The organism is Pseudoxanthomonas kaohsiungensis, assembly GCF_010211765.1.
Classification (GTDB): domain Bacteria; phylum Pseudomonadota; class Gammaproteobacteria; order Xanthomonadales; family Xanthomonadaceae; genus Pseudoxanthomonas; species Pseudoxanthomonas kaohsiungensis.
Genome location: NZ_PDWO01000004.1, coordinates 195985 through 217418, shown reverse-complemented (window position 1 = coordinate 217418; position 21434 = coordinate 195985). Strand labels below are relative to the sequence as shown.

The window sequence follows — 21434 nt, the reverse complement described above, 5'->3', positions numbered from 1 at the left end:
GCCCCTCACCCGGCCATGGCGGCGCGGGCGCCGGTATCGTGCTGCGCGGCGGCGGTCGTGGCGTCGAGCAGGCGCGCGGTCTCGTGCACCGGCAGGCCCATGACCCCGGAGTAGCTGCCGGACAGGTGTTCTACGAAGGCTTCGGCACGGCCCTGGATGGCGTAGGCGCCGGCCTTGCCCATCGCCTCGCCGGTGGCGACATAGGCGGCGATGGCGGCTTCGTCCAGCGGCGCGAAGCGGACCGCGGTGCGGGACAGGGTTTCGCGCTCGCCGGCCGCGTCGACCACCACCACCGCCGACAGTACCGTGTGGGTGCGCCCGGACAGCCGCCGCAGCATGGCCGCCGCATCGGCGGCGTCGGCCGGCTTGCCGAACACCTCCTCGTCCAGGACCACCTCGGTGTCCGCGCCGAGCACGCGCGCGCCGGGCTCGCCGGCGACCAGCGACCAGCCGGCGCGGGCCTTGTCGCGGGCCACGCGGCGCACGTAGTCGGCCGCACCCTCGCCCGGCGCCCGGACTTCCGGGACGTCGACATCGAGGAGGCGGTGGGACAGGCCGAGCCGTTGCAGCAATTCGGCCCGGCGGGGGGATTTCGAGGCCAGATACAGCATGGTGCAAGGATAACCCGCGGCGGCTGGCTGAACCGTGGGCCCATGCCCGTCCCGGGGGTCCGACCCCATCCGGGCTCACGGCGCGTTCATCCCCCCGACCCGACCCTGCCGCGCAGTCCCGTGCGGACCCTGAAAACCCGACAAGGAGAATCCGATGCGCCACCCGTTCGTCGCCCTGCTCGCCGCCATGGCCCTGTCCGCCCCGGCGGTCGCCGGCGCACAGGCCACCCCGACCGTGCCCGCCGACGCCACCCTGCTCTCGGTCTCGTCCCAGGCCGAGGCCCGGCGCGCCCCCGACATCGCCACCGTCTCGGCCGGCGTCGTCACCCAGGCTGCCGACGGCAACACCGCCATGCGCCAGAACGCCGAACAGATGAGCCGCGTGCTGGCCGCGGTCAAGGCCGCCGGGGTGGCCGCCAAGGACGTGCAGACCAGCGGCATCAACCTCAATCCGCAGTACCGCTACGAGGAGAACCAGCCGCCGCGGATCACCGGCTACCAGGCCAGCAACACCGTGACGGTGAAGCTGCGCGACGTGGCGAAGATGGGCCAGGTGCTCGATGCGCTGGTGGCCAGCGGCGCCAACCAGATCAACGGCCCGAGCTTCGGCATCGACGATCCGGAGCCGCTGTTCGACCAGGCGCGCGCGGACGCGCTCAAGCAGGCACAGGCGCGCGCGGCCACCTACGCCGACACCCTGGGTCTGCGCGTGCGTCGCATCGTCAGCATCAGCGAGGGTGGCGCAGGCATGCCGGTGCCGATGCCGCGCATGGCGATGAAGGCCGAAGCCTTCGACGGCAGCACCCCGGTCGCGGCCGGCGAAAGCAGCGTCTCGGTGCAACTGGACGTGGTGTTCGAACTGGGCCGCTGAGGCCACCGGCACGCGGCAGGCGAAGCCCGGCTCCGGCCGGGCTTCGCTTTTTGGCGGAACGGTTCGGGTCCGATTCCGCTGGCTTCGCCAACGCTGCGCCGGCATGCCGGCGCGGCCGGCTGGCCAACCTGTACGCCTTTCGTCCAGGCCGCCTGGCAGGGGATTGCCATCACCGCGGGGGCGGGCGCAGTCTGGAACCGGCCATCGCGGCCAACCCCGGCCGCCCTGTCCGTGCGTTGTTCCTCCCGTCATTCCCGCAATGGAGGTGGATCATGGTTCGCACGCTGCCGTCCGATGTCTCCCCCCGCCTGGACCCCTCGCGCATCCTCGCCATCAGCTTCGCGATGGCCGTGCATGTCCTGGCGCTGCTGGTACTGCTGTTGCCGTTGAGCCAGACACCTCCGCTGGGCAAGGACCCGGAACCTGCGCCTACCCGCTGGGAAGTGCGGCAGGTCGTTCCGGTCACCCCGTTGCCGCCGCAGCCCGTCGCGCCGAAACCCGACGTCGTCCCTCCGCGCACAACGACGCCCGTGCAGCGCACCGCAGCGGTGACGACACCGGCGGTGGTCGACCAGGGCACGTTGCAGGCCGACCCGCCCGCCGACCTCGCCGGTCCGGCCGACGTCGTGGCGCCCGACATCGGCGGCCCGCTGCAGGGCACGCAGCTGCGCTATGCGGTCGCCCCGCCGCCGCGCTATCCGCGCGATGCGATCGCCAGCGGCGCCGAAGGCACGGTGCTGCTGCGCGTGCTGGTCGATGTCGACGGCCGGCCGCTGCAGGTAGTGGTCGACCGCAGCAGCGGGCATCGCTCGCTGGACCGCGAGGCGGTGCGGCACGTGCAGCAGCGCTGGCGCTTCGAGCCGGCGATGCACGACGGCCGGCCGGTGCAGGCCTGGGGGCTGGTGCCGATCGACTTCAGCCTGCAATGAAGTCGCGCCCGGGCGCGTCGCCCGGGCATCGAGCCAGCGCCGTCAGGCGCGGTGGTAGGGATGGTTGGCCAGCAGCGCGGCGGCGCGGTACAGCTGCTCGGCCACCAGCAGGCGCACCAGCATGTGCGGCAGCGTCAGCGGGCCGAGCGACCAGGATTCGGAAGCGGCGGCGAGCACATCCGGCGCGTGGCCTTCGGGGCCGCCGACCAGGAACGCCAGGTCGCGGCCCTGCTGGCGCCAGTGTTCCATGCGCTGGGCCAGCTGCTCCGAGGACCAGGCGCGGCCGGGCACGTCGAGCGCGACCACGTGCGCGTTCTTCGGCAAGGCGGCGAGCACGCGCCTGCCCTCGTCCTCGATCGCGCGCTGGGGGTCGCGTCCCTTGCCGCGCAGGCCCGGCTCGACCTCGACCAGTTCCAGCGGCAGCCAGTGCGAGAGCCGCTTGCGGTATTCGCCGAAGCCTTCGGCCACCCAGGACGGAGCGCGTTCGCCGGTGGCGATCAGTCGTGCCTTCATGGCCGCCATGATATCGCCGGCGAGTTATTCCGCGGCGTGAGCGCTGATATGCCGCGGCATGCGCGTGCTACGTTCCGCCGCGCCCCGCATCGTGCGGGCGTCATGGAGGGAGTACGCATGGGCCGGATCGGTCACGCCTTGCAGGCCGGCATCGCCGCGCTGCTGCTGGCTTCCACGACGGCCGCGGCCGCGCCGGCGCACGCTTCCGCCGGCGACGGGCACGACGCGCCGCTGGAGGCCTCGTTCGACTGGTTCGAGTACGAAGGCAGCGACCCGGCCGACGCCCGTTACGCACCGGGCCCGGGCCAGTTCCGCAATCCGGTGCTGAAGGGCTTCTATCCCGATCCGAGCGTGGTCCGCGTCGGCGCCGACTACTACCTCGTGAACTCCACCTTCGGCTGGTTCCCGGGGATCCCCGTGTTCCACAGCCGCGACCTGGTGAACTGGACCCAGATCGGCAATGCCATCGACCGCGCCGACCAGCTCGACTTCGGCAGGCACGACCTGGTCAACGGCGTGTTCGCACCCGCGATCGAGTACCACGACGGCCTCTTCTACATCACCAACACCTGCTTCCCGGCGTGCGGCGGCAACTTCGTGCTGACCGCGCGCGATCCGGCAGGGCCGTGGTCGGACCCGGCCTGGCTGCCGGACCTGGCCGGCGGCATCGACCCGTCGCTGTTCTTCGACGACGACGGCCGCGCGTGGATCGTCAACAACGACCTGCCCGAGGGCGGCCAGGAACGCTATCCCGGCCACCGCGCGATCTGGCTGCAGGAGTTCGACGCCAAGGCGCTGCGCACGATCGGCCCGCGCCGGGTGTTGCTCGACGGCGGCGTGGTGCCCGCGCAGAAGCCGGAGTACGTCGAAGGCCCGCACCTGTTCAAGAAGGACGGCTGGTATTACCTGACCGCCGCCGAGGGCGGCACCGGCGAGATGCACCAGCAGGTGGTCCTGCGCAGCCGCGAGGTGACCGGACCCTACGAGGCGTGGTCCGACAACCCGGTCCTGACCCAGCGCGACCTGCCGCGCGATCGCCCGCTGCCGGTCACTTCGGCCGGGCATGCCGACTTCGTGCAGACCCAGGACGGCGACTGGTGGGCGGTGTTCCTCGGCAACCGCCCGTATCCGCCGAACACCGGTCACTTCGTCAACACCGGACGCGAAACCTTCCTGATGCCGGTGCGATGGGAGGACGGCTGGCCGCGGATCACCGCGCCCGGTGAACGGATTCCCTGGGTGCTGGACGCGCCGGCGCTGCCGGCGGGCAGCGCGCCGGTGCCCACCAGCGGCAGCTTCGCGGTCCGCGTCGGCTTCGAAGGCCGGCAGCTGCCGCTGGAGTGGATCACGGTGCGCAACCCGCGGCAGCGGTGGTACCGGCTCGACGGCCAGGCCCTGCACCTGCAGGCCCGCGCGGTGGGCCTGGGCAAGCGCGACAATCCCTCGTTCCTCGCGCGCCGGCAGCAGCACCAGGACGCGCTCGCCTCCACCGTGGTCCGCTTCGCGCCACGGCGCGACGGCGACATCGCCGGCCTGGCCGCGTTCCAGAACGAGGACTTCTGGTACCTGCTGGCCGTGACCCGCGAGAACGGCGCGCCGAGGGTGGTGCTGGACCGCCGCGACGGCCGCCGCAATGACGAAGCGCGGACGGGCACGCGGCTGGCCTCGGTGCCGTTGCCGGCGGCCGCCGCCGGTCAGCCGCTGTACCTGCGCATCCGTGCGCGCGGAGCGGAGTACGACTTCGAGTACGCCACCCGGCAGGGGCAATGGCAGTCGCTCGCAGGCCGCCTGGATGGCACCCTGCTCAGCACGGCGGTGGCCGGCGGCTTCACCGGCGCGGTGTTCGGCCTGCATGCCGCGCGGCGGGAATCGCCGTTGTAGGCGCCGGGCTCCTACCGAAGAGCGTCAGGCCGGGCCAGCTTCTTCCGGCTCGTCGCCCACCGTCCACAGCCGCTCCAGCGCGTAGAACTCGCGCACGCGCGGCAGCATCACGTGGACGATCACGTCGCCCAGGTCGACCAGCACCCATTCGGCCTCGCGCTCGCCTTCCACGCCCAGCGGCATCGCGCCGAGCTTCTTGGCGAACTTGATCACCTCGTCGGCGATCGACTTCACGTGCCGGGTGGAGGTGCCCGAGACGATCACCAGGTGGTCGGCGACGCTGGTCTTGCCGCGCACGTCGATCTCGACGACATCCTTGGCCTTGATCTCCTCCACCGCGGCGCGCACGTTCGCCAGCAGGACATCGACGGGCGGCGGCGGTTCGGGAAGGCGGGTCTTGATGACGTGGGCTTGGTTGCTCAAGGAGGACTCTGCGGAACGGCGGGGGCGGGACACGCGGCGATTATACCGGCCCGGGTGAGCGGGCCGTGTTCATGGGCGCCGATACAGGCCCTCGGTCCGGATCCAGGCCTCCACCTCCGGCGGCACCTGGTCCGGCCAGGCCGGGTCGCCTTCGGCGATGGCCCGGCGCACCGCGGTGGCCGATTCGGCGCGCAACGGCTGCCGCAGGGCATACACGCGACCGGCGGGGCGGGTGGCCAGCTCGGCCGGATCGTCGGTCCAGCGGCCCTCGACTTCGCCCGCCAGGTCGCTCGACAGCGGCGCGTCCCCGTCCGAGTCGCGGCCGGCCACGATGAAATGGGCCAGTTCGGGCAACTGCCGCCAGTGCTTCCAGGTCGGCAGCGAGCGGAAACTGTCGGCGCCCACCAGCAAGGCCAGCGGCGCCGCCGCGCCGCGCTCCGCACGCAGTTCGCGCAGGGTGTCCACCGTCCACGAAGGGCCGGGGCGTTGGAGTTCGCGCCGGTCCACGCGCAGGCGACGGTCGCCCGCCACGGCCAGGTCGAGCATGTGCGCCCGCTGCGCGGCATCGGCACCGGGCGCGGTCCGGTGCGGCGGATCGGCGGCCGGCACCAGCGTCACCGGCACGCCGAAGGTATCGGCCGCGGCGCGGGCGATGGCCAGGTGGCCGTTGTGCACCGGATCGAAGGTGCCGCCGTACCAGATCGCCAGCACGACAGGACAGCGCCCGCTCAGCGACCGGCGCCGGCCAGCAGCCGCGTGGCCGGCGCCTGCTCGGCGATGGCCAGCAACAGCCGTTCCAGCAACTGCCAGGGCTCGCCGGCGCCGCGCCCCTTGGCGGCGCGATCGATGCGCGAGGCGTAGGCGGCGAAGCGGTTCCAGCGCAGCGGCGTGGCGTGGCGCTGCAAGGCGCGCTTGAACGGCGCCTGGCGGGACTCCCACAGGCCTTGCGACTTCATTTCCGCGGCCAGGTTGGCGCCGCGCGCCTGCGCCCGTGCCAGCGTGGCGGCGCGCAGCAGCTCGCGGATCACCATCGGCATCAGGCCGGCGACCTGCTCGCCTTCGGCACGCAGGCCGGCGAGCATGCGCCGCACCTGCGCCGGCTGCCCGGACAGGGCGGATTCGAGCAGGCGGAACACGTCGTAGCGCGCCGCGTCGGCCACCAGCGACTGCATCCGCTCCAGGTCCAGGATGCCTTCCGGCGCCAGCAGCGCCAGCTTGTCGATTTCCTGCGCGGCGGCAAGCAGGTTGCCCTCCACGCGTTCGGCCAGTCCCTGCACCGCGTCGGGCGCTGCACGCAGGCCGCGCTCGCGCAGGCGCCGGTCGATCCAGCCCGGCAGTTCGTGCGGCTTGACCGGCCAGGCGACCGAGACCACGCCCACGCGCGACACCGCGTCGACCCACTTGCCGTGGTGGGCCTTGCTCCAGTCGCCGGCGACGATCAGGAGCGTGACATCGCCGGGCGGATCGGCGCAGAACTCGCCGATCACCTCGGCGCCGGCCTTGCCCGGCTTGCCCGATGGCAGGCGCAGTTCGATCAGGCGGCGGCTGCTGAACAGGCTCGGGGCGTTGAAACTGGCCGACAGCGCGTCCCAGTCCGGCTCGCGGCCGTCGGCGTCGAAGACTTCGCGCTCGATGCCTTCGCTGCGCGCGCGCGCGCGGATCGCATCGGCCGCCTCCAGGACGAGCAGCGTTTCCGATCCGGCGACCAGGTAGACCGGCCGCAGCGGCTGGCCGGCGGCCTGGGCGGCCAGCTGGTCGGGCCGCAGTTCCATCAGCGCACGCCCCTCACGGCGTGGACGTCGGCGCGGCCGCGGGCGCCGGCTCCGCATCCGCATCCACGTCCGCATCTGCCGGCGGTGCCTCCGGCAGCGACGGCATGGCCGGGGATGCGCCCGGCGCAGATGCGGGCTCCACCACGGGCGATGCGTCATCGCCGGGCTCGGCCGCCGCGGCGGCCTCGCGGGCCAGGTTGGCGCGGACCACGCTGTCGATGCGGCGCATGATCGACGCGGCCATCTCGCGACGCAGCTCGTCGGCCAGGATCTCGCGCTCGGTGCTGGTGCCGGTGGCATCCTCCGGCGGCGACACGTAGTCGCGCGACAGCTCCACCACCTGCTGCGGCACCAGGACCGTGCCATCGGCCAGGCGGAAGGTGAAGATGGTGGCGTAGCGCAGGCTGAACTCCTGGGCGCGGCCCTGCTCGTCGATAGCGATCGGCAGGTCACCCCAGCGTTCGGACAGCACGTCCAGCCGCGCCATCTTCGGCGCAGGCGTGGTCGAGGCCGGCACGGCGCCGGTCGGTCTGGCCGGCTCGCGCGGCGCGACGGTGGCGCCGGCATTGCGCAGGTTGCGCTCGAGGATGGTCACGAGTTCGCTGTACGGCGTGGTCGAAACCACCTGCACCGGTGGCGTGTCCTCCGGCAGCGCCAACTTGTCGCGCAGGTGGAAGCCGCAGCCGGCCAAGGCCACAACGAGGAAGACGGACAAGGCGGGTCGGATCATGGGCGCAAGTCTGGACGAGCCGGCAGGGAGCGGCAACAGGCCCCAGCCTGCCGTACTCCACGTGAACGTGGAGCACGCGACCGCCCGTGGGCCGCCCATGCCACGGGTTTCCTGTGGAAACCCGGGCCCCAGTCCTGTTCTCCCTCCCCTATTCCGCGCCAAGCGCCGATCGCCCCCGACTCGGGGGCTGACGAAGGTTGCTCCAAGAATCGCTGGCGAGAGCGTTCGGTTCGGAACCAAGCGGCGGCCCAACGCTCCGCAGTCGGCCGCGATCAATCCGCAGTCACCGGATCGAGGCGCGTTGAGAGAGCGCACCGCGCCACGCATGCAATCCAGCGTTCAAGCCCCCTGGTTGGGGGCGATCCGCGCATAGCGCGGATGGGGGATGGGTGCTCAGGCGCGGGGCCCAAAGTTCCGCGAGCGGAACTTTGGGGCGTAGATCGCCGCTGGCGATCTACCCCGCCACGATGTTGACGATCTTGCCCGGCACCACGATCACCTTGCGCACGGCCAGGCCTTCCAGGAACTTGGCGGTGTTCGGTTCGGCCCTGGCGAGGGCCTCGACCTGCTCGCGCGGGGCGTCGGCGGCGACCTCGATGGTGCCGCGCAGCTTGCCGTTGACCTGCACCGCCAGGGTGACGGCGTCGCGGACCAGCGCGGCCGGATCGGCCTGCGGGAACGGCACGTCCTCCAGCAGCGCCTGCGCATGGCCCAACAGCTGCCACAGCGCATGGCTGGAATGCGGGGTGATCGGGTTGAGCAGCAGCACCGCCGCCTCCAGCGCCTCCTGGCGCACGGCCCGACCGGCGGGGCTGGCGTCGTCGAACTTCGCCACGGCATTCATCAGCTCCATCACCGCGGCGATCGCGGTGTTGAAGCTGTGGCGGCGGCCATAATCATGACCGACCTTGTCGATGGTCTCGTGGGTCTTGCGGCGCAGCGCCTTCTGCGCGCCGTCCAGCGCGGCCGCGTCCAGCGCCGGGGCCGCGCCGTCGGCCACGTGCTTCTGCACCTGGGTCCACAGCCGGCGCAGGAAGCGCGCCATGCCGTCGACGCCGGCCTCGTTCCATTCCAGCGACTGCTCCGGCGGCGCGGCGAACATCGAGAACAGGCGCACCGTGTCGGCGCCGTACTTGTCGACCATCGCCTGCGGGTCGACGCCGTTGTTCTTCGACTTGGACATCTTCTCGGTGCCGCCCACCAGCACGGGCTGGCCGTCGGCCGCCAACGTGGCGCCGGTGATGCGGCCGCGCTCGTCGCGCTGGACGTCCACGTCGGCCGGGTTGATCCAGTCCTTCGAGCCGTCCGCGTTCTGCCGATAATAGGTGTCGGCGATGACCATGCCCTGGGTCAGCAGGTTGGTCGCCGGCTCGTCGCTGTCCACCATGCGCGCGTCGCGCAGGAGCTTGTGGTAGAAGCGGAAGTACATCAGGTGCAGGATCGCGTGCTCGATGCCGCCGATGTACTGGTCCACCGGCAGCCAGTAGTTGCCGCGCTTGTCGACCATGTCGCGGGCCTTGGGCGAGGTGTAGCGCGCGTAGTACCAGCTCGACTCCATGAAGGTGTCGAAGGTGTCGGTCTCGCGCTCGGCCGCGCCGCCACAGTCCGGGCAGGTGGTCTTGCGCCACTGCGGGTCGGTCTTGATCGGGGAACCCATCCCGCTGAACTCCACGTCCTCGGGCAGCACCACCGGGAGCTGGTCCTCCGGTACCGGCACCGCGCCGCAGCGCTCGCAGTAGATCACCGGGATCGGGCAGCCCCAGTAGCGCTGGCGGCTCACGCCCCAGTCGCGCAGCCGGTAGTTGACCCGGCGCTGGCCGCGACCCTGCCGCTCGAAGCGCTCGGCCAGGGCTTCGAACGCGCCCCAGTAGTCCAGGCCGTCGAATTCGCCTGAGTTCACCAGCTCGAGGTCGGCGCGGGTCTTGTCGCCGTACCAGTCGCGCCAGGTGGTCGGATCCCAGGACCGCTCGTCGTCGTTCTTCGGTTCCTTCAACGCGATCACCTGCACGATCGGCAGGCCGTAGTTGTTGGCGAACTCGAAGTCGCGCTGGTCGTGGCCGGGCACCGCCATCACCGCGCCGGTGCCGTAGCCCATCAGCACGAAGTTGGCGACCCAGATCGGCACCTGCTCGCCGGTGACCGGATGCACCGCCTTCAGACCGGTGTCGATGCCGCGCTTCTCCTGGGTCTCCAGCTCGGCCTCGGACACGCCGCCATGCTTGAGTTCCTCCAGGAACGAAGCCAGCGCCGGATTGCCCGCCGCGGCCCTCAGCGCCAGCGGGTGTTCGCCGGCGATGGAAACGAAGGTCACGCCCATCAGCGTGTCCGGGCGGGTGGTGAACACGCGGATCGGCTCCAGCGCGTTGCCGGCGCCGTCCAGCACGTCGAACTGGATCTCCAGGCCCTCGGAGCGGCCGATCCAGTTGCGCTGCATGGTCTTGACCGACTCCGGCCAGCCCGGCAGGTTGTCCAGGCCGTCGAGCAGTTCCTGGGCGTAGTCGGTGATGCGCAGGAACCACTGCGGGATCTCGCGCTTCTCCACCAGCGCGCCCGAACGCCAGCCGCGGCCGTCGATCACCTGCTCGTTGGCCAGCACGGTCTGGTCGACCGGGTCCCAGTTCACCACCGAGTTCTTGCGGTAGGCCAGGCCCTTGCGCATCAGCCGGGTGAACATGCGCTGCTCGTGGACGTAGTAGTCCGGCGAGCAGGTCGCGAACTCGCGCGACCAGTCGATCGCGTAGCCCAGCGACTTGAGCTGGCTGCGCATGTGCGCGATGTTCTGGTAGGTCCACTTCGCCGGCGCGACCCTGTTCTTGATCGCCGCGTTCTCCGCCGGCAGGCCGAACGCGTCCCAGCCCATCGGCTGCAGCACGTTGTGCCCGGTCATGCGCTTGTAGCGGCTGATCACGTCGCCGATGGTGTAGTTGCGCACGTGGCCCATGTGCAGCGCGCCGGACGGGTACGGCAGCATCGACAGGCAGTAGTACTTGGGCTTGTCGGAGGCTTCGTCGACCTCGAAGGCGCGGGTGCCGTCCCAGAAGGCCTGGGCGGCGGCTTCCACCGGCTTGGGATCGTAGGACGGGACGTTTTCGGGAACGGCGGACATTGCGGGTCGCGGTGGCTGCGGCAAAGTCGCCAAGGGTACCGCAGCGCAGCATGGGGCTCCACCTTGAACCCCCTCGACGGCGCCCACGCCCCGCGGGCGTATCCGGCGGGCCGGCGACCCGGCACCGGCCGGCCTCCGCCGAGGCCACCAGGACGCTGGCCATTTCCGCCGGGCAGGCACCGCCCGCGGCCACCGTTGCTCCGGCTACCATCGATTCATCTTCCGGAGACCCATCGAATGCGCGCCCTGCTGCTGCCGCTCGCCCTGCTTGCCCCCTGCTCCGCCCTCGCCCAGTCCACGCCGCCGCCGGCCAGCACTGAACTGCATTGCGGCCAGCTGTTCGACGCGCGCAGCGGGCGGCTGGCGGGTCCGCACACGGTGAGCGTGCGCGACGGCCGGATCGCGGCGCTCGCCGCCGGCATCCCCGCCACGTCCAGCCGTGGCGCGGTCGACCTGCGCGGCCACACCTGCATGCCCGGCTGGACCGACCTGCACGTGCACCTGGAGGACCAGTCCAGCCCGCAGAGCTATTCGGAGGGGTTCCGCCTGGACCCGGTCGACTACGCCTTGCGCAGCGTCGGCTACGCCGAGAAGACCCTGCTGGCCGGCTTCACCAGCGTGCGCGACCTGGGCGGCGAAGTCGCCCCGCACCTGCGCGACGCGGTGAACCAGGGCCGGGTGCGCGGCCCACGCATCTTCGCTGCCGGCAAGTCGATCGCCACCACTGGCGGCCATGCCGACCCCACCAACGGCTACAACTCCACCCTGTCCCACCTGCTCGGCCCGCCCGGCCCGACCGAAGGCGTGATCAATTCGATCGACGACGCCCGCCAGGCGGTGCGCCAGCGCTACAAGGAAGGCAGCGACGTGATCAAGATCACCGCCACCGGTGGCGTGCTCTCGTACGCGAAGTCCGGCGACGCGCCGCAGTTCACCGTCGACGAGGTCAAGGCGGTGGTCGACACCGCCCGCGACTACGGCTACCGGGTGGCCGCCCACGCGCACGGCACCGAGGGCATGAAGCGCGCGGTGCTGGCGGGCGTGACCAGCATCGAGCACGGCACCTACATGGACGACGAGGTGGTGCGGCTGATGAAGCAGCGCGGCACCTGGTACGTGCCGACCATCTACGCCGGCCGTTTCGTCGCCGACAAGGCCAGGATCGACGGCTACTTCCCCGACGTCGTGCGACCGAAGGCGGCGCGGATCGGCGCGCAGATCCAGGACACGTTCGCCCGGGCGTACAAGGCCGGGGTCAAGATCGGCTTCGGCACCGACATGGGCGTCGGCCCGCACGGCGACAACGCGCGCGAGTTCATCTACATGGTCGAGGCCGGCATGCCGGCGGCGGTCGCGCTGCAGGCCGCGACGATCCGCGCCGCCGAGGTGCTGGGCGTGGACGACCAGGGCGTGATCGAGGCCGGCAAGCGCGCCGACATCGTCGCCGTGCCCGGCGATCCGCTGGCCGACATCGCGCAGGTGATGAAGGTGGACTTCGTGATGAAGGACGGCACCGTCTACCGGCGGCCGGACGACAACGGTGCCGCGGGTGCGCCATGAGCGGTGAATGGGTCGGCTATGTCGCCGCGACGCTGACCACGGTCGCGTTCGTACCGCAGGCGCTCAAGACCCTGCGCACGCGCGACACCAAGGGGATCTCGCTGGGCATGTACGTGGTGTTCACCGCCGGCCTGTGCTTCTGGCTGGCCTACGGCATCGTGCTCGGGTCCTGGCCGATGATCTTCTCCAACGTCGTCACCCTGGTGCTGGCGCTGCTGATCCTGGGACTCAAGCTGCGCCACGGTTGAGCGGCGCCAGTGCCGCCAGCACGCCCCAGCCCAGCCATGCGGCGAACGCCACGCGCTGCGCGCCGGCGGCGCCGATCCAGCCGCTGCCGAGGAACCCGCCGGCCACCACCAGCATGCCGGCCAGCGCGGTGAGCGCGGCGAAGCGGCGCCATCCACCCATCCGCCACAGGCCGCCGGCCAGCAACAGCGCGCCCAGCGGGAACGCCAGCGCCCAAAGGAGCCAGGCGGTGGCATGCAGGCGGCTGGCGCCTTCGTCGACCGCCTCCAGGTCCAGCGGCAGCACCCCCTGCGCGGCGAAACCCAATGCCGCCAGCAAGGCGAGCTGCGTGCCGATCCGTGCCGCCCAGCCGGCCGCGGCGGGCAGGCGTCCCCGGAGCTCCAGCGCCAGCCAGGCGCCGCCCAAGCCAGGCAGCACGAACGCGAACAGCCCGAACAGCGTGCCGGGCACGCCCAGCTGCCGGGCGCCCAGCCAGCCCAGCGGATGGCGCAGCTGCGAGTAGCCCTCGGTGGCCATGCCCGCCAGCAGCGCGGCGATGACGACGCTGGCGATCGCCGCCAGCGCGACCGGCAGCCGGAGTCTCGCCGACAGGCTCATGCATTCCTCCAATGGAAGACGTCTTCCACGCCGACGCCGAACGCGCGGGCGATGCGGAACGCCAGCTCCAGCGACGGAGCATAGCGCCCCGCCTCCAGCGCGATGATGGCCTGGCGGGTCACCCCGCAGGCGTCGGCCAGCGCCTTCTGGGTCATCTCGCCGCGCTCGGAGCGCCAGCGGCGGATGTCGTTGCCGATCGGCGTGCCGGTCACGCGTGTACCTCGCGGTGATGCGTCCGGCGCCCGCCGGGCGAGGCGCCGGCGAGGCGCCCTCGCCGGGCCCGCAGGCAGCAGAACCTGGAGCGGAACGTCACTTCCATCGAAGCCGCCCTTGCCGGACAGGAGGTAAGCCATACGTTACATTCCGGCCGGCCGATGTCAACTCGAGTTGACATCGACTTGTAAGCTGGCCCGCCCGGCACCATCTCGGCGCCATCCACAGTCCCCACACCGGAAGCCCCATGGCCGACCTGCCCCACGTCGTCGACATCACCACCGATACCTTCGAGACCGAAGTCCTGCAGAAATCGATGCAGACGCCGGTGCTGGTCGACTTCTGGGCGACCTGGTGCGGGCCGTGCAAGTCGCTAACTCCGATCCTGGAGAAGCTGGCCGGCGAGTACGGCGGTGCGTTCGTGCTGGCCAAGGTCGACGTCGACAAGGAACAGCAGATCGCCGCGGCGTTCCAGATCCGTTCGGTGCCGACCGTGTTCCTGCTGATCGGCGGGCAGCCGGTCGATGCCTTCCAGGGCGCGCTGCCGGAAGGCCAGCTGCGCCAGTTCCTGCAGCAGCACGGCGTCGAGCCGCTGGCGGCTGCCGATGCCGGGCCGGCCGAACTGGCACCGCTGGATCCGCACGCCGAGGTGGTCCGCCTGCGCCACGCGGTGGAGGCCGAGCCGGACAAGGCCGAGCTGAAGCTCGACCTGGCGCTGGCGCTGCTGAGAACGGGCGCGGCCGGCGAAGCCGAGCAGCTGCTCGACGCGCTGCCCGCCAACCTGTCCACCGACGACCGCGCGGTCCGCGCCCGCGCGCGCCTGGGCTTCGCCGCCCTGCTCAAGGATGCCCCGCCGGTGCCGGTGCTCGAGCAGGCCATCGCCGCCAACGAGGGCGACCTCAAGGCGCGCCACCTGCTGGCCGTGCACCACCTGGTCGGCGGCGATCCGGCCGCCGGGCTGGAGCAGCTGATCGAGATGCTGCGCCGCGACCGCGGCTACGAGGATGGCTTGCCGAAGAAAGCGCTCATCGACGCCTTCCGCATCGTCGAGGACGAGGACCTGGTCGGCCAGTACCGGCGCAGGATGGCGTCGCTGCTGTTCTGAACCACGGCGCCGGGGCGACATGGCCCGCCCCGGTGACCTCAGCGCGGAATGGCCCGGCGATCGCGGCCGAAGATCGCGATCGACGCTCAGAACGCACCGGCCAGCGCCACCGCCACGAAGCCCGGGCCGATACCGGTGGCGCGCGCAAGCGCGGGCAGGCATGCGGCAACGAAGGCCGCCTGCAAGGCGACCAGGATGCGCAGGCCGGCCGGGACGTTGTAGAGCGCGCGCAAGTGTTCCATCGCAGCCCCCGGGATCCTCTGGCAACAGGTTTTCCGCGCAAGCCTACATCCCGCGGAAGCGGTGCAGGAACGCGCCACTGACCGGCAAACGTTCGGCATGGCCTTTCAGGCTCAGGCTATGCCGGCCCAGTTCGTTCTTCGATACCCGGTCGATCGCCTGCACGCGCACCACCGTGCCGCGATGCACCTGCCAGAAGGCGTCCGGGTCCAGCCCGGCCAGCAGGTCCTTCAGCGGCGTGCGGATCACGCCTTCGCCGCTGCCGGCGACCACGCGCACGTACTTCTCCTGCGCCTGGAAGAACAGCACCTCGTCGATGCCGAACATGCGCACGCTGTCGCCGGCGCTGGCGCTGATCCAGCGGATCAACCGCTCGCCCTGCGGGCGCAGCCGCGACTCCAGGCCATCGATCAGCGCATGCAGGTCCGGGCCATCGGCGCCGGCACGACGTTCCTGGAGGCGCTCGCGCAGCCGCGCCACCGCCTGCTCCAGGCGCGCCGGCTGCACCGGCTTGAGCAGGTAGTCGACCGCGCCGGCATCGAATGCGCGTACCGCGTAGTCGTCGTACGCGGTGGTGAACACCACCAGCCCGCCCTGCTCCACCACCGCCCGCGCCACGTCCAGGCCGCTCACCCCGGGCATGCGGATGTCGAGGAAGGCCACGGTGGGACGATGGGTCGTCGCCGCTTCCAGCGCCGAAACGCCGTCCTCGCAGACCGCCACGATTTCCAGTCCGGGCCAAGCCTGCAGCAACTGCTCGTGCAATGCGCGCCGCTGCGGCGCCTCGTCCTCGGCGATCAGCGCGGTCGCCGGCTGGGGGGAACGGGCGCTCATGCCGCCGCTCCGGCCAACGCATCCAGCGGCAGCTCGATCTGCGCAACGGCTCCGTGGCCGTTCGCCGGCTCCAGGCTCAGGCGGGCCCGTGCGCCGAAGCGATGGGCCAGCTGCTCGCGCACGTTGGCCAGTCCCATGCCACCGCCGATGCCCGGCTGCAGGCCCGCGCCGTCGTCGACGACGCGCACGCGCAGCCGATCGCCCTGGCACACCGCGGCCACCTCGATCCGCCCCGGTCCCGGCCGCGGCTCGATGCCATGCTTGATCGCGTTCTCCACCAGGGTGATCAACAGCGACGGGGGGAACGGCAGCGTGCGCAGCGCCGCATCGGCGTCCACCGAGTAGGACAGGCGCCCTCCCATGCGCACCTGCATCAACGCCAGGTAGCTGGCGCAGATGTCCAGCTGCTGGCCGAGCGTGGAGTGCAGGCCGCTGTCGTCGCGCAGCTTGGGGATGGTCGCGCGCAGGAACGCCACCAGCGCATCGAGCGTGGCTTCTGCCTGGGCCGGGTCCTGCCGCACCAGCGCGCGCACCGAGGCCAGGGTGTTGAACAGGAAGTGGGGCTCCACCTGCGCCTGCAGCACGCCCAGGCGCAGGTCGGCCTCGCGCACCCGCCCGGTCATCTCGTCGAGCCTGCGCGCATGGCGGTGCTCGTCCCAGCGACGCCGCTCGCTGAAGTAGGCGCGCAGCGCCAGGCCACCGCCGAACAGGCCGTAGACCACGATGAGTGCGGCGATGTTCAGTGCAAGTCCGAATGCCTTGAGCACCATCCCCGCCTCGGCGGCCTTGGGCGGCACCATGCCCAGCGCAGTCAGCTGCGGGTTGACCAGCGACATCACATAGCCCGAGGCGACCTTGTCGATCCCATAGCTCAGCACCATACCCGCGAGCACCGCCAGCACCACCGCCTTGCGCTCGCGCGATTCGGGCCAGCGCCGATGGCGGACCACGGTCGCCAGCGCCGGACCGAGCATCGCCATCAGGCTGAAAGCGACAAGCTGGGCCAACCCCGCCTTCGCGCCGATCAGCGGATCCCGGGTCGCCAGCCCGACGCCCGCGCCGGTGAAGGCCGTGACCACGGCCAGGACGCTGCAGAACAGAAGGCTGCGCCCCGCCAGCCAGCGTGCGCTGAACACCGGGTACTGGCGATAGCGGCTCCACACCGCGTTGCCGCCGACCAGCACCTCGGCCGGCAGCACCTGTCGCAGCGGATAGCCCGGTCCGTCACTCATACCCGACTCCCTAGTCGTCCGTCGACCTGCGCTGCCCGACCGTGGGCACCAGCAGGAGCAGCACCGCCAGCGGCGCCAACAAGTCCATGATCGTGTCCATCCGACCCTCCTTCAATGCCGGCGGCGTGCTTACTGGCGCGCACCGCGCATCACCCGGCCGCCCTGGTGCAGTTCCAGCGACTGCACCTTGCCGGCGCCATCGCGCTGGAAGCGGATCTCGATGCCGTAGGCCGGCGCCTCGAAGGTGTCGGCCGCCGTCGCCGCGAGCGGGAATGCGCCCTGCCCGGTCGCCTGAGCCTGCAGCACGCCGTCCTGCTCGCGCACCGCCAGCGAAAACCCCGGCATCAGCGGGTAGTCGCCCGCGTACGCGGCCAGGTCCGCGGGCGACAGCTGCGGCACCGGCGGTGCGTCGCGATCGACGCGGACCGCCGGGAACACCGCGCCCAGCTGCGTCCAGGTGAAGCCGTAGTTGCCGTCGGCCTTCCGCTGCGGACGCAACACCGCGTCGAGCGCCAGCGGGTAGAAGTCGCCCGCATCGTCATGGCCCATCTCGTATTCGCCCTGGCCCTCGGCCTGCACGAAGAGCCGGCCGTCGCGCTCGCGCAGGGTCATCTTCATCGCGCCCTGCAGCTGGTACTCGCCGGCCAGCGCCTGCAGCAGCGCCGGGTCGGCGGCGACCGCCTTGCGCGGCTTGCCGAGCGGCAGCGAGTCATCGACCAGGTGCATGCCCAGGCTGCCCAGGCTGCCGATCGAGTGCCAGGCGGTATCGGAGAGGATCACCACCCCGCGCTGCTGCTTCGGGTCGAGCGAGACGAACGCGGAGAAGCCGCCGGTCCCGCCCTCGTGCATCAGCACGGTGCGGTCCTTCACCGGTACACGCATCCAGTTCATGCCCATCGGCGGCTGTTCCGACACCGCCGCATGGGTGGCTTCCAGCGCGGTGCGGATCGGCGCATCGACCTGGCCCAGGCCGCCCTGCACGTAGCGGACCATGTCGTCGAGCGTGGCGCGCACGCCGCCGACGCCGGCCAGGTCGGTCGAGAAATTCCAGGCGGAGGCGGGCTTTCCGTTGGGCGTGTGGCCGACCGCGGCGCGCACACCCGCCGGGCGCTCGTTGATGTAGGCGTGGTCCATGCCCAGCGGCGTGAACAGCTCGCGCCGGGCCAGGCTATCGAAATCGGTGCCCGCCCGTCGCGCGACCGCGTAGGAAAGCAGCATCGAGGCGAAGTTGGAGTACTCGAACTGCGTGCCGGGCGCGGCGTCGAGCTTCGCATCCCCGAGCGATGCCAGCAGCGCGGCTTCGTCGAGGTTGGCGTAGGGATCGTCCATGCTCGTGGCGCCCAGCCGCGACGGCAGCGCCGGCAGGCCCGAGGTGTGGGTGACGACGTGCCGCAGCAGGATCGGCTGGCCCTGGTAGTCGGGCACCTTGGTGCCGGCGGGCAACCAGGAGGCCAGGGTGTCGTCCAGCGAACCCTTGCCCTGGGCGACCAGTTGCGCCAGCAGCGCAGCGGTCATGGTCTTGCTGACCGAACCGATCTCGAACGCGGTATCGGCGCCGATACGCGAGGCGTCCGCGTCGCGCGCGCACTGGTACGTCCGCGCGACCCGCTCCGCTTCGACCACCGCCACCGCCATGCAGGCGCCGGTGCGGTCGCCCTGCAGGCGCTGCCGGACCACGTCGGCCAGTTGCGCGTCGCTCATCGCCCGGGCTGGCATTGGCAGGGTGGAGAGGGTCGCCGCGACGGCGACGGCGAGTGAGGCGAGCCGGATGGTCATGTGGGCACTCCTGGGTCGGGATGCGGCCATGCTCCGGCGACTGGCGTACGCCCGTCGGTGTTTGCGACGAACGCCCCCCCTTCGGCGACGGACGCGGCGCCGACGGCGACCGGGCGACCGGACGGCTCAGTCGGCCAGCAGCGCCGCGACCGTGCTGCGGTAGCGGGCCGCGATCGCCTCGCGGTCGCGGTGGCGACCGCCCCTGACCACGGCCTCCCCGGCCACGCGCACCTCGCGCACCAGCGGGCGGTTGCCGGCGAACAGCCAGCGATCGGCCACGTCCGCCGGACGCGCGCCGGCGAATACCGGCGCCTGCGCGTCCAGCACGATCCAGTCGGCGGCCTGGCCCGGCGCCAGCAGGCCGACCGCCTGGCCGGTCGCCGCAGCGCCGCTGGCCAGGGTTCCGTGCAGCAGGGTCTCGCCGACGCTGCCGTTGTCGGCGCGCACGGCGATGTTGCGGTGGCGCGTCTGCAGGCGCTGGCCGTACTCGAGCCAGCGCAGCTCCTCCACCGGCGACACCGACACGTGCGAGTCCGAGCCGACGCCCCAGGCGCCGCCGGCATCGAGGTACTCGCGCAGCGGGAACAGGCCGTCGCCGAGGTTCGCCTCGGTGGTCGGGCAGATCGCCACGGTGGCGCCGCTGGCGGCGACGGCCGCGGTTTCCGGCCCGGTCAGGTGGGTGGCATGTACCAGCGTCCAGCGCGCGTCGACCGGGGCGTGGTCGAGCAGCCACTCCACCGGACGGGCGTTGCGCACGGCCAGGCAGTCCTGCACCTCGCCGATCTGCTCGGCGATGTGGATGTGCAGCGGGATGTCCGGCGGCAGCGCCGCCAGTGCCGCGTCCATCGCTTCCGGCGGCACCGCGCGCAGGCTGTGGAAGGCCACGCCGACCCGCAGGGCCTCGTCTTCCAGTGCACGCAGCGATTCAACCAGCCGCAGGAAGGCGTCCAGGTCGTGGCCGAAGCGGCGCTGTCGATCCGACAGCGCGCGCCGGTCGAAGCCGCCGGCCATGTACAGCACCGGCAGCAGGGTCAGCCGGATGCCGGTCTCCCTGGCCGCCGCCACCAGCGCCTTGGACATCGCCGCCGGATCAGCATACGGACGCCCGTCGGGTGCATGGTGCAGGTAGTGGAACTCGCACACGGTCGTGTAACCGGCCTCGAGCATCTCGACATAAAGCTGCGCGGCCACCGCCTGCAGGCTGTCCGGATCGAAGCGCGCGGCGATGCGATACATGGTCTCGCGCCAGGTCCAGAACGAGTCCTGCGCATGGGTCTGGCGCTCGGCCAGGCCGGCCATCACGCGCTGGAACGCATGCGAGTGCAGGTTGGGGATCCCTGGCAGCACCCAGCCGCCGTCCCAGCTCGGTTCGGCATCGAGCACCCGCGTGATCCGGCCGCCCTCGGCTTCCAGTCCCGCATCCCCGCGCCAGCCGGCCGGGGTCCACAGCAACGAGGCATCGCGCAGTTCGTCCATGCGCCCATTCTCGCGCGAACGGCAACGGCTGGCGATTGCCGGCTGACCCGGCCGGCAACGGCGCCCCCGCTTACAATCCCCGCCATGGAAAACACACACGCCGCCGTTTGGGACGGCCTGGTCGTCAACGCCCGCCTGGCCACCCTGGCGGGCGATGCCGGCTACGGCCTGGTCGAAGACGGCGCGCTCGGCTGGAAGGACGGCCGCATCACCTACGCCGGCCCGCGCTCGCGCCTGCCAGGAGCGGCGCGGGCGGCCGAGGTGGTCGATGCGGACGGGCGGCTGCTCACGCCGGGCCTGGTCGACTGCCACACGCACCTGGTGTTCGGCGGCGACCGCGCCGGCGAGTTCGAACAGCGCCTGCAGGGGGCCAGCTACGAGCAGATCGCCCGCGCCGGAGGTGGCATCGTCTCCACCGTGCGCGCCACCCGCGCCGCCGACGAGGAAACCCTGCTCGCGCAGTCGTTGCCGCGCGCCCGTGCGCTGCTGGCCGATGGCGTGACCACGGTGGAGATCAAGTCCGGCTACGGCCTGGACCTTGAAGGGGAGCGCCGCATGCTGCGCGTGGCGCGGCGCCTTGGCGAGGTGCTCGGCCTGCAGGTGCGCACTACCTTCCTCGGCGCGCACGCATTGCCGCCGGAATTCGCACGAAGCGCGGACGCCTACATCGACGCGGTCTGCGACTGGTTGCCGCGATTGCACGGCGAAGGACTGGTCGATGCGGTCGACGCGTTCTGCGAACGCATCGGTTTCGACGCTGCGCAGACCCGGCGGGTGTTCGAAGCTGCGCGGACCCTTGGCCTGCCGGTGAAGTTGCATGCCGACCAGCTCAGCGATGGCGGCGGCGCGGCGCTGGTCGCCGGCTTCGGCGGCCTGTCCGCCGACCATGTCGAGCACACCTCCGCCGCCGGCGTGCGCGCGATGGCCGATGCCGGCACCGTGGCGGTGCTTCTGCCCGGCGCCTTCCACGTGCTCCGTGAAACGACGCTGCCACCGCTGGAAGCGTTCCGCGCGCAGGGCGTGGCGATGGCCGTGGCCACCGACTGCAATCCCGGGACCTCGCCGCTGCAGTCGCTGCGGCTGGCGATGTCGCTGGCCTGCACCCATTTCCGGCTCACGCCGGAGGAGGCCCTGCGCGGGACCACGGTCAATGGCGCCCGCGCCCTAGGACTGGCCGACCGCGGCCGACTGCAGCCCGGGCTGCGGGCGGACCTGGTGCTCTGGAACGCGGAGCAGCCGGCCGAGCTTGCCTACTGGCTGGGAGGCGGACTTCGGGCCGCGAGCTGGATCGGCGGCCGTCGCGCCGGCGATTGAGCGGC

Annotated in this window: 21 protein-coding genes; 7 read left to right on the top strand and 14 right to left on the bottom strand. The window is 71.8% G+C overall.

The features are described 5' to 3' along the window. Positions 1-5: 5 nt before the first annotated feature. Positions 6-611 (bottom strand): Maf family protein, encoded by a 606-nt coding sequence (locus tag CSC66_RS06685; RefSeq protein WP_162376609.1) that lies wholly within the window; start codon positions 609-611, stop codon positions 6-8. A 154-nt stretch (positions 612-765) separates the two neighbouring features. On the opposite strand from CSC66_RS06685, the gene CSC66_RS06680 reads away from it, so the two are divergent. Together CSC66_RS06680 and CSC66_RS06675 are read left to right on the top strand one after the other, a co-directional pair. Next, positions 766-1482: an SIMPL domain-containing protein gene (locus tag CSC66_RS06680; RefSeq protein WP_162376608.1), complete on the top strand. Its 717-nt coding sequence runs from the start codon at positions 766-768 to the stop codon at positions 1480-1482. Positions 1483-1754: 272 nt separating this feature from the next. Further along, positions 1755-2411 (top strand): energy transducer TonB, encoded by a 657-nt coding sequence (locus tag CSC66_RS06675; RefSeq protein WP_162376607.1) that lies wholly within the window; start codon positions 1755-1757, stop codon positions 2409-2411. 42 nt (positions 2412-2453) lie between these two features. Here the strand turns inward: CSC66_RS06675 and rlmH are convergent, their stop codons facing one another. Next, positions 2454-2924 carry a 23S rRNA (pseudouridine(1915)-N(3))-methyltransferase RlmH gene (gene rlmH / locus CSC66_RS06670; RefSeq protein WP_162376606.1) on the bottom strand — a complete coding sequence of 157 codons (471 nt, stop codon included), beginning with the start codon at positions 2922-2924 and terminating at the stop codon, positions 2454-2456. A 117-nt stretch (positions 2925-3041) separates the two neighbouring features. Between rlmH and CSC66_RS06665 the strand changes: the two genes are divergently transcribed. Then, the gene (locus tag CSC66_RS06665) at positions 3042-4805 is read left to right on the top strand and encodes a glycoside hydrolase family 43 protein (protein WP_238394309.1); all 1764 of its coding nucleotides are present in this window, start codon (positions 3042-3044) and stop codon (positions 4803-4805) included. Positions 4806-4829: 24 nt separating this feature from the next. On the opposite strand, the gene rsfS is transcribed toward CSC66_RS06665, so the two are convergent. The 5 genes from rsfS to leuS all read right to left on the bottom strand — a co-directional run bounded on the left by rsfS (position 4830) and on the right by leuS (position 10836). Beyond that, entirely contained in the window at positions 4830-5228 is a 399-nt protein-coding gene (gene rsfS, locus CSC66_RS06660) for a ribosome silencing factor (RefSeq protein ID WP_162376605.1), read from the bottom strand. Positions 5229-5297: 69 nt separating this feature from the next. Further along, positions 5298-5939 carry a nicotinate-nucleotide adenylyltransferase gene (gene nadD, locus CSC66_RS06655; RefSeq protein ID WP_162376604.1) on the bottom strand — a complete coding sequence of 214 codons (642 nt, stop codon included), beginning with the start codon at positions 5937-5939 and terminating at the stop codon, positions 5298-5300. A gap of 17 nt (positions 5940-5956) precedes the next feature. Then, complete coding sequence (gene holA / locus CSC66_RS06650) at positions 5957-7000, bottom strand: DNA polymerase III subunit delta (protein ID WP_162376603.1); 1044 nt, start codon at positions 6998-7000, stop codon at positions 5957-5959. Between the two features lie 13 nt (positions 7001-7013). Continuing rightward, positions 7014-7730: an LPS-assembly lipoprotein LptE gene (locus tag CSC66_RS06645; RefSeq protein ID WP_162376602.1), complete on the bottom strand. Its 717-nt coding sequence runs from the start codon at positions 7728-7730 to the stop codon at positions 7014-7016. 454 nt (positions 7731-8184) lie between these two features. Continuing rightward, the gene (gene leuS / locus CSC66_RS06640; protein ID WP_162376601.1) at positions 8185-10836 is read right to left on the bottom strand and encodes a leucine--tRNA ligase; all 2652 of its coding nucleotides are present in this window, start codon (positions 10834-10836) and stop codon (positions 8185-8187) included. A gap of 237 nt (positions 10837-11073) precedes the next feature. Here leuS and CSC66_RS06635 point away from each other — a divergent pair, with 237 nt between their 5' ends. Further along, positions 11074-12396, top strand: coding sequence for a metal-dependent hydrolase family protein (locus CSC66_RS06635; RefSeq protein WP_162376600.1), 1323 nt, complete (start codon positions 11074-11076; stop codon positions 12394-12396). Beyond that, positions 12393-12644: a SemiSWEET transporter gene (locus CSC66_RS06630; protein ID WP_162376599.1), complete on the top strand. Its 252-nt coding sequence runs from the start codon at positions 12393-12395 to the stop codon at positions 12642-12644. The genes CSC66_RS06635 and CSC66_RS06630 overlap by 4 nt, the downstream gene beginning before the upstream one ends. Here CSC66_RS06630 and CSC66_RS06625 read toward each other — a convergent pair. Further along, positions 12625-13239, bottom strand: a complete 615-nt coding sequence (locus CSC66_RS06625) for a DUF998 domain-containing protein (protein ID WP_162376598.1) — start codon at positions 13237-13239, stop codon at positions 12625-12627. The two genes, CSC66_RS06630 and CSC66_RS06625, sit on opposite strands and share 20 nt — an antisense overlap. Then, positions 13236-13451, bottom strand: coding sequence for a helix-turn-helix transcriptional regulator (locus tag CSC66_RS17580; protein WP_274381858.1), 216 nt, complete (start codon positions 13449-13451; stop codon positions 13236-13238). Before CSC66_RS17580 ends, CSC66_RS06625 begins: the two co-directional genes overlap by 4 nt. Positions 13452-13699: 248 nt before the next feature. Here CSC66_RS17580 and trxA point away from each other — a divergent pair, with 248 nt between their 5' ends. After that, positions 13700-14557, top strand: a complete 858-nt coding sequence (gene trxA / locus CSC66_RS06615; RefSeq protein ID WP_162376596.1) for a thioredoxin — start codon at positions 13700-13702, stop codon at positions 14555-14557. An 86-nt stretch (positions 14558-14643) separates the two neighbouring features. Here trxA and CSC66_RS06610 read toward each other — a convergent pair whose 3' ends face one another. From CSC66_RS06610 to CSC66_RS06590, 5 genes are all read right to left on the bottom strand, one after another. After that, a complete protein-coding gene (locus tag CSC66_RS06610; RefSeq protein ID WP_162376595.1) occupies positions 14644-14799 on the bottom strand; it encodes a hypothetical protein in 156 nt (51 codons plus the stop codon). Between the two features lie 43 nt (positions 14800-14842). Then, positions 14843-15631 carry a LytR/AlgR family response regulator transcription factor gene (locus CSC66_RS06605; RefSeq protein WP_162376594.1) on the bottom strand — a complete coding sequence of 263 codons (789 nt, stop codon included), beginning with the start codon at positions 15629-15631 and terminating at the stop codon, positions 14843-14845. Further along, a complete protein-coding gene (locus CSC66_RS06600) occupies positions 15628-16863 on the bottom strand; it encodes a sensor histidine kinase (RefSeq protein WP_162376593.1) in 1236 nt (411 codons plus the stop codon). The genes CSC66_RS06605 and CSC66_RS06600 overlap by 4 nt, the downstream gene beginning before the upstream one ends. A gap of 129 nt (positions 16864-16992) precedes the next feature. Continuing rightward, positions 16993-18639 carry a serine hydrolase gene (locus CSC66_RS06595; protein ID WP_162376592.1) on the bottom strand — a complete coding sequence of 549 codons (1647 nt, stop codon included), beginning with the start codon at positions 18637-18639 and terminating at the stop codon, positions 16993-16995. Positions 18640-18765: 126 nt separating this feature from the next. Beyond that, entirely contained in the window at positions 18766-20115 is a 1350-nt protein-coding gene (locus CSC66_RS06590; RefSeq protein ID WP_162376591.1) for a formimidoylglutamate deiminase, read from the bottom strand. Between the two features lie 84 nt (positions 20116-20199). Between CSC66_RS06590 and hutI the strand changes: the two genes are divergently transcribed. Continuing rightward, positions 20200-21429: an imidazolonepropionase gene (gene hutI, locus CSC66_RS06585; RefSeq protein ID WP_162376590.1), complete on the top strand. Its 1230-nt coding sequence runs from the start codon at positions 20200-20202 to the stop codon at positions 21427-21429. The last annotated feature ends 5 nt before the right edge of the window (positions 21430-21434 follow it).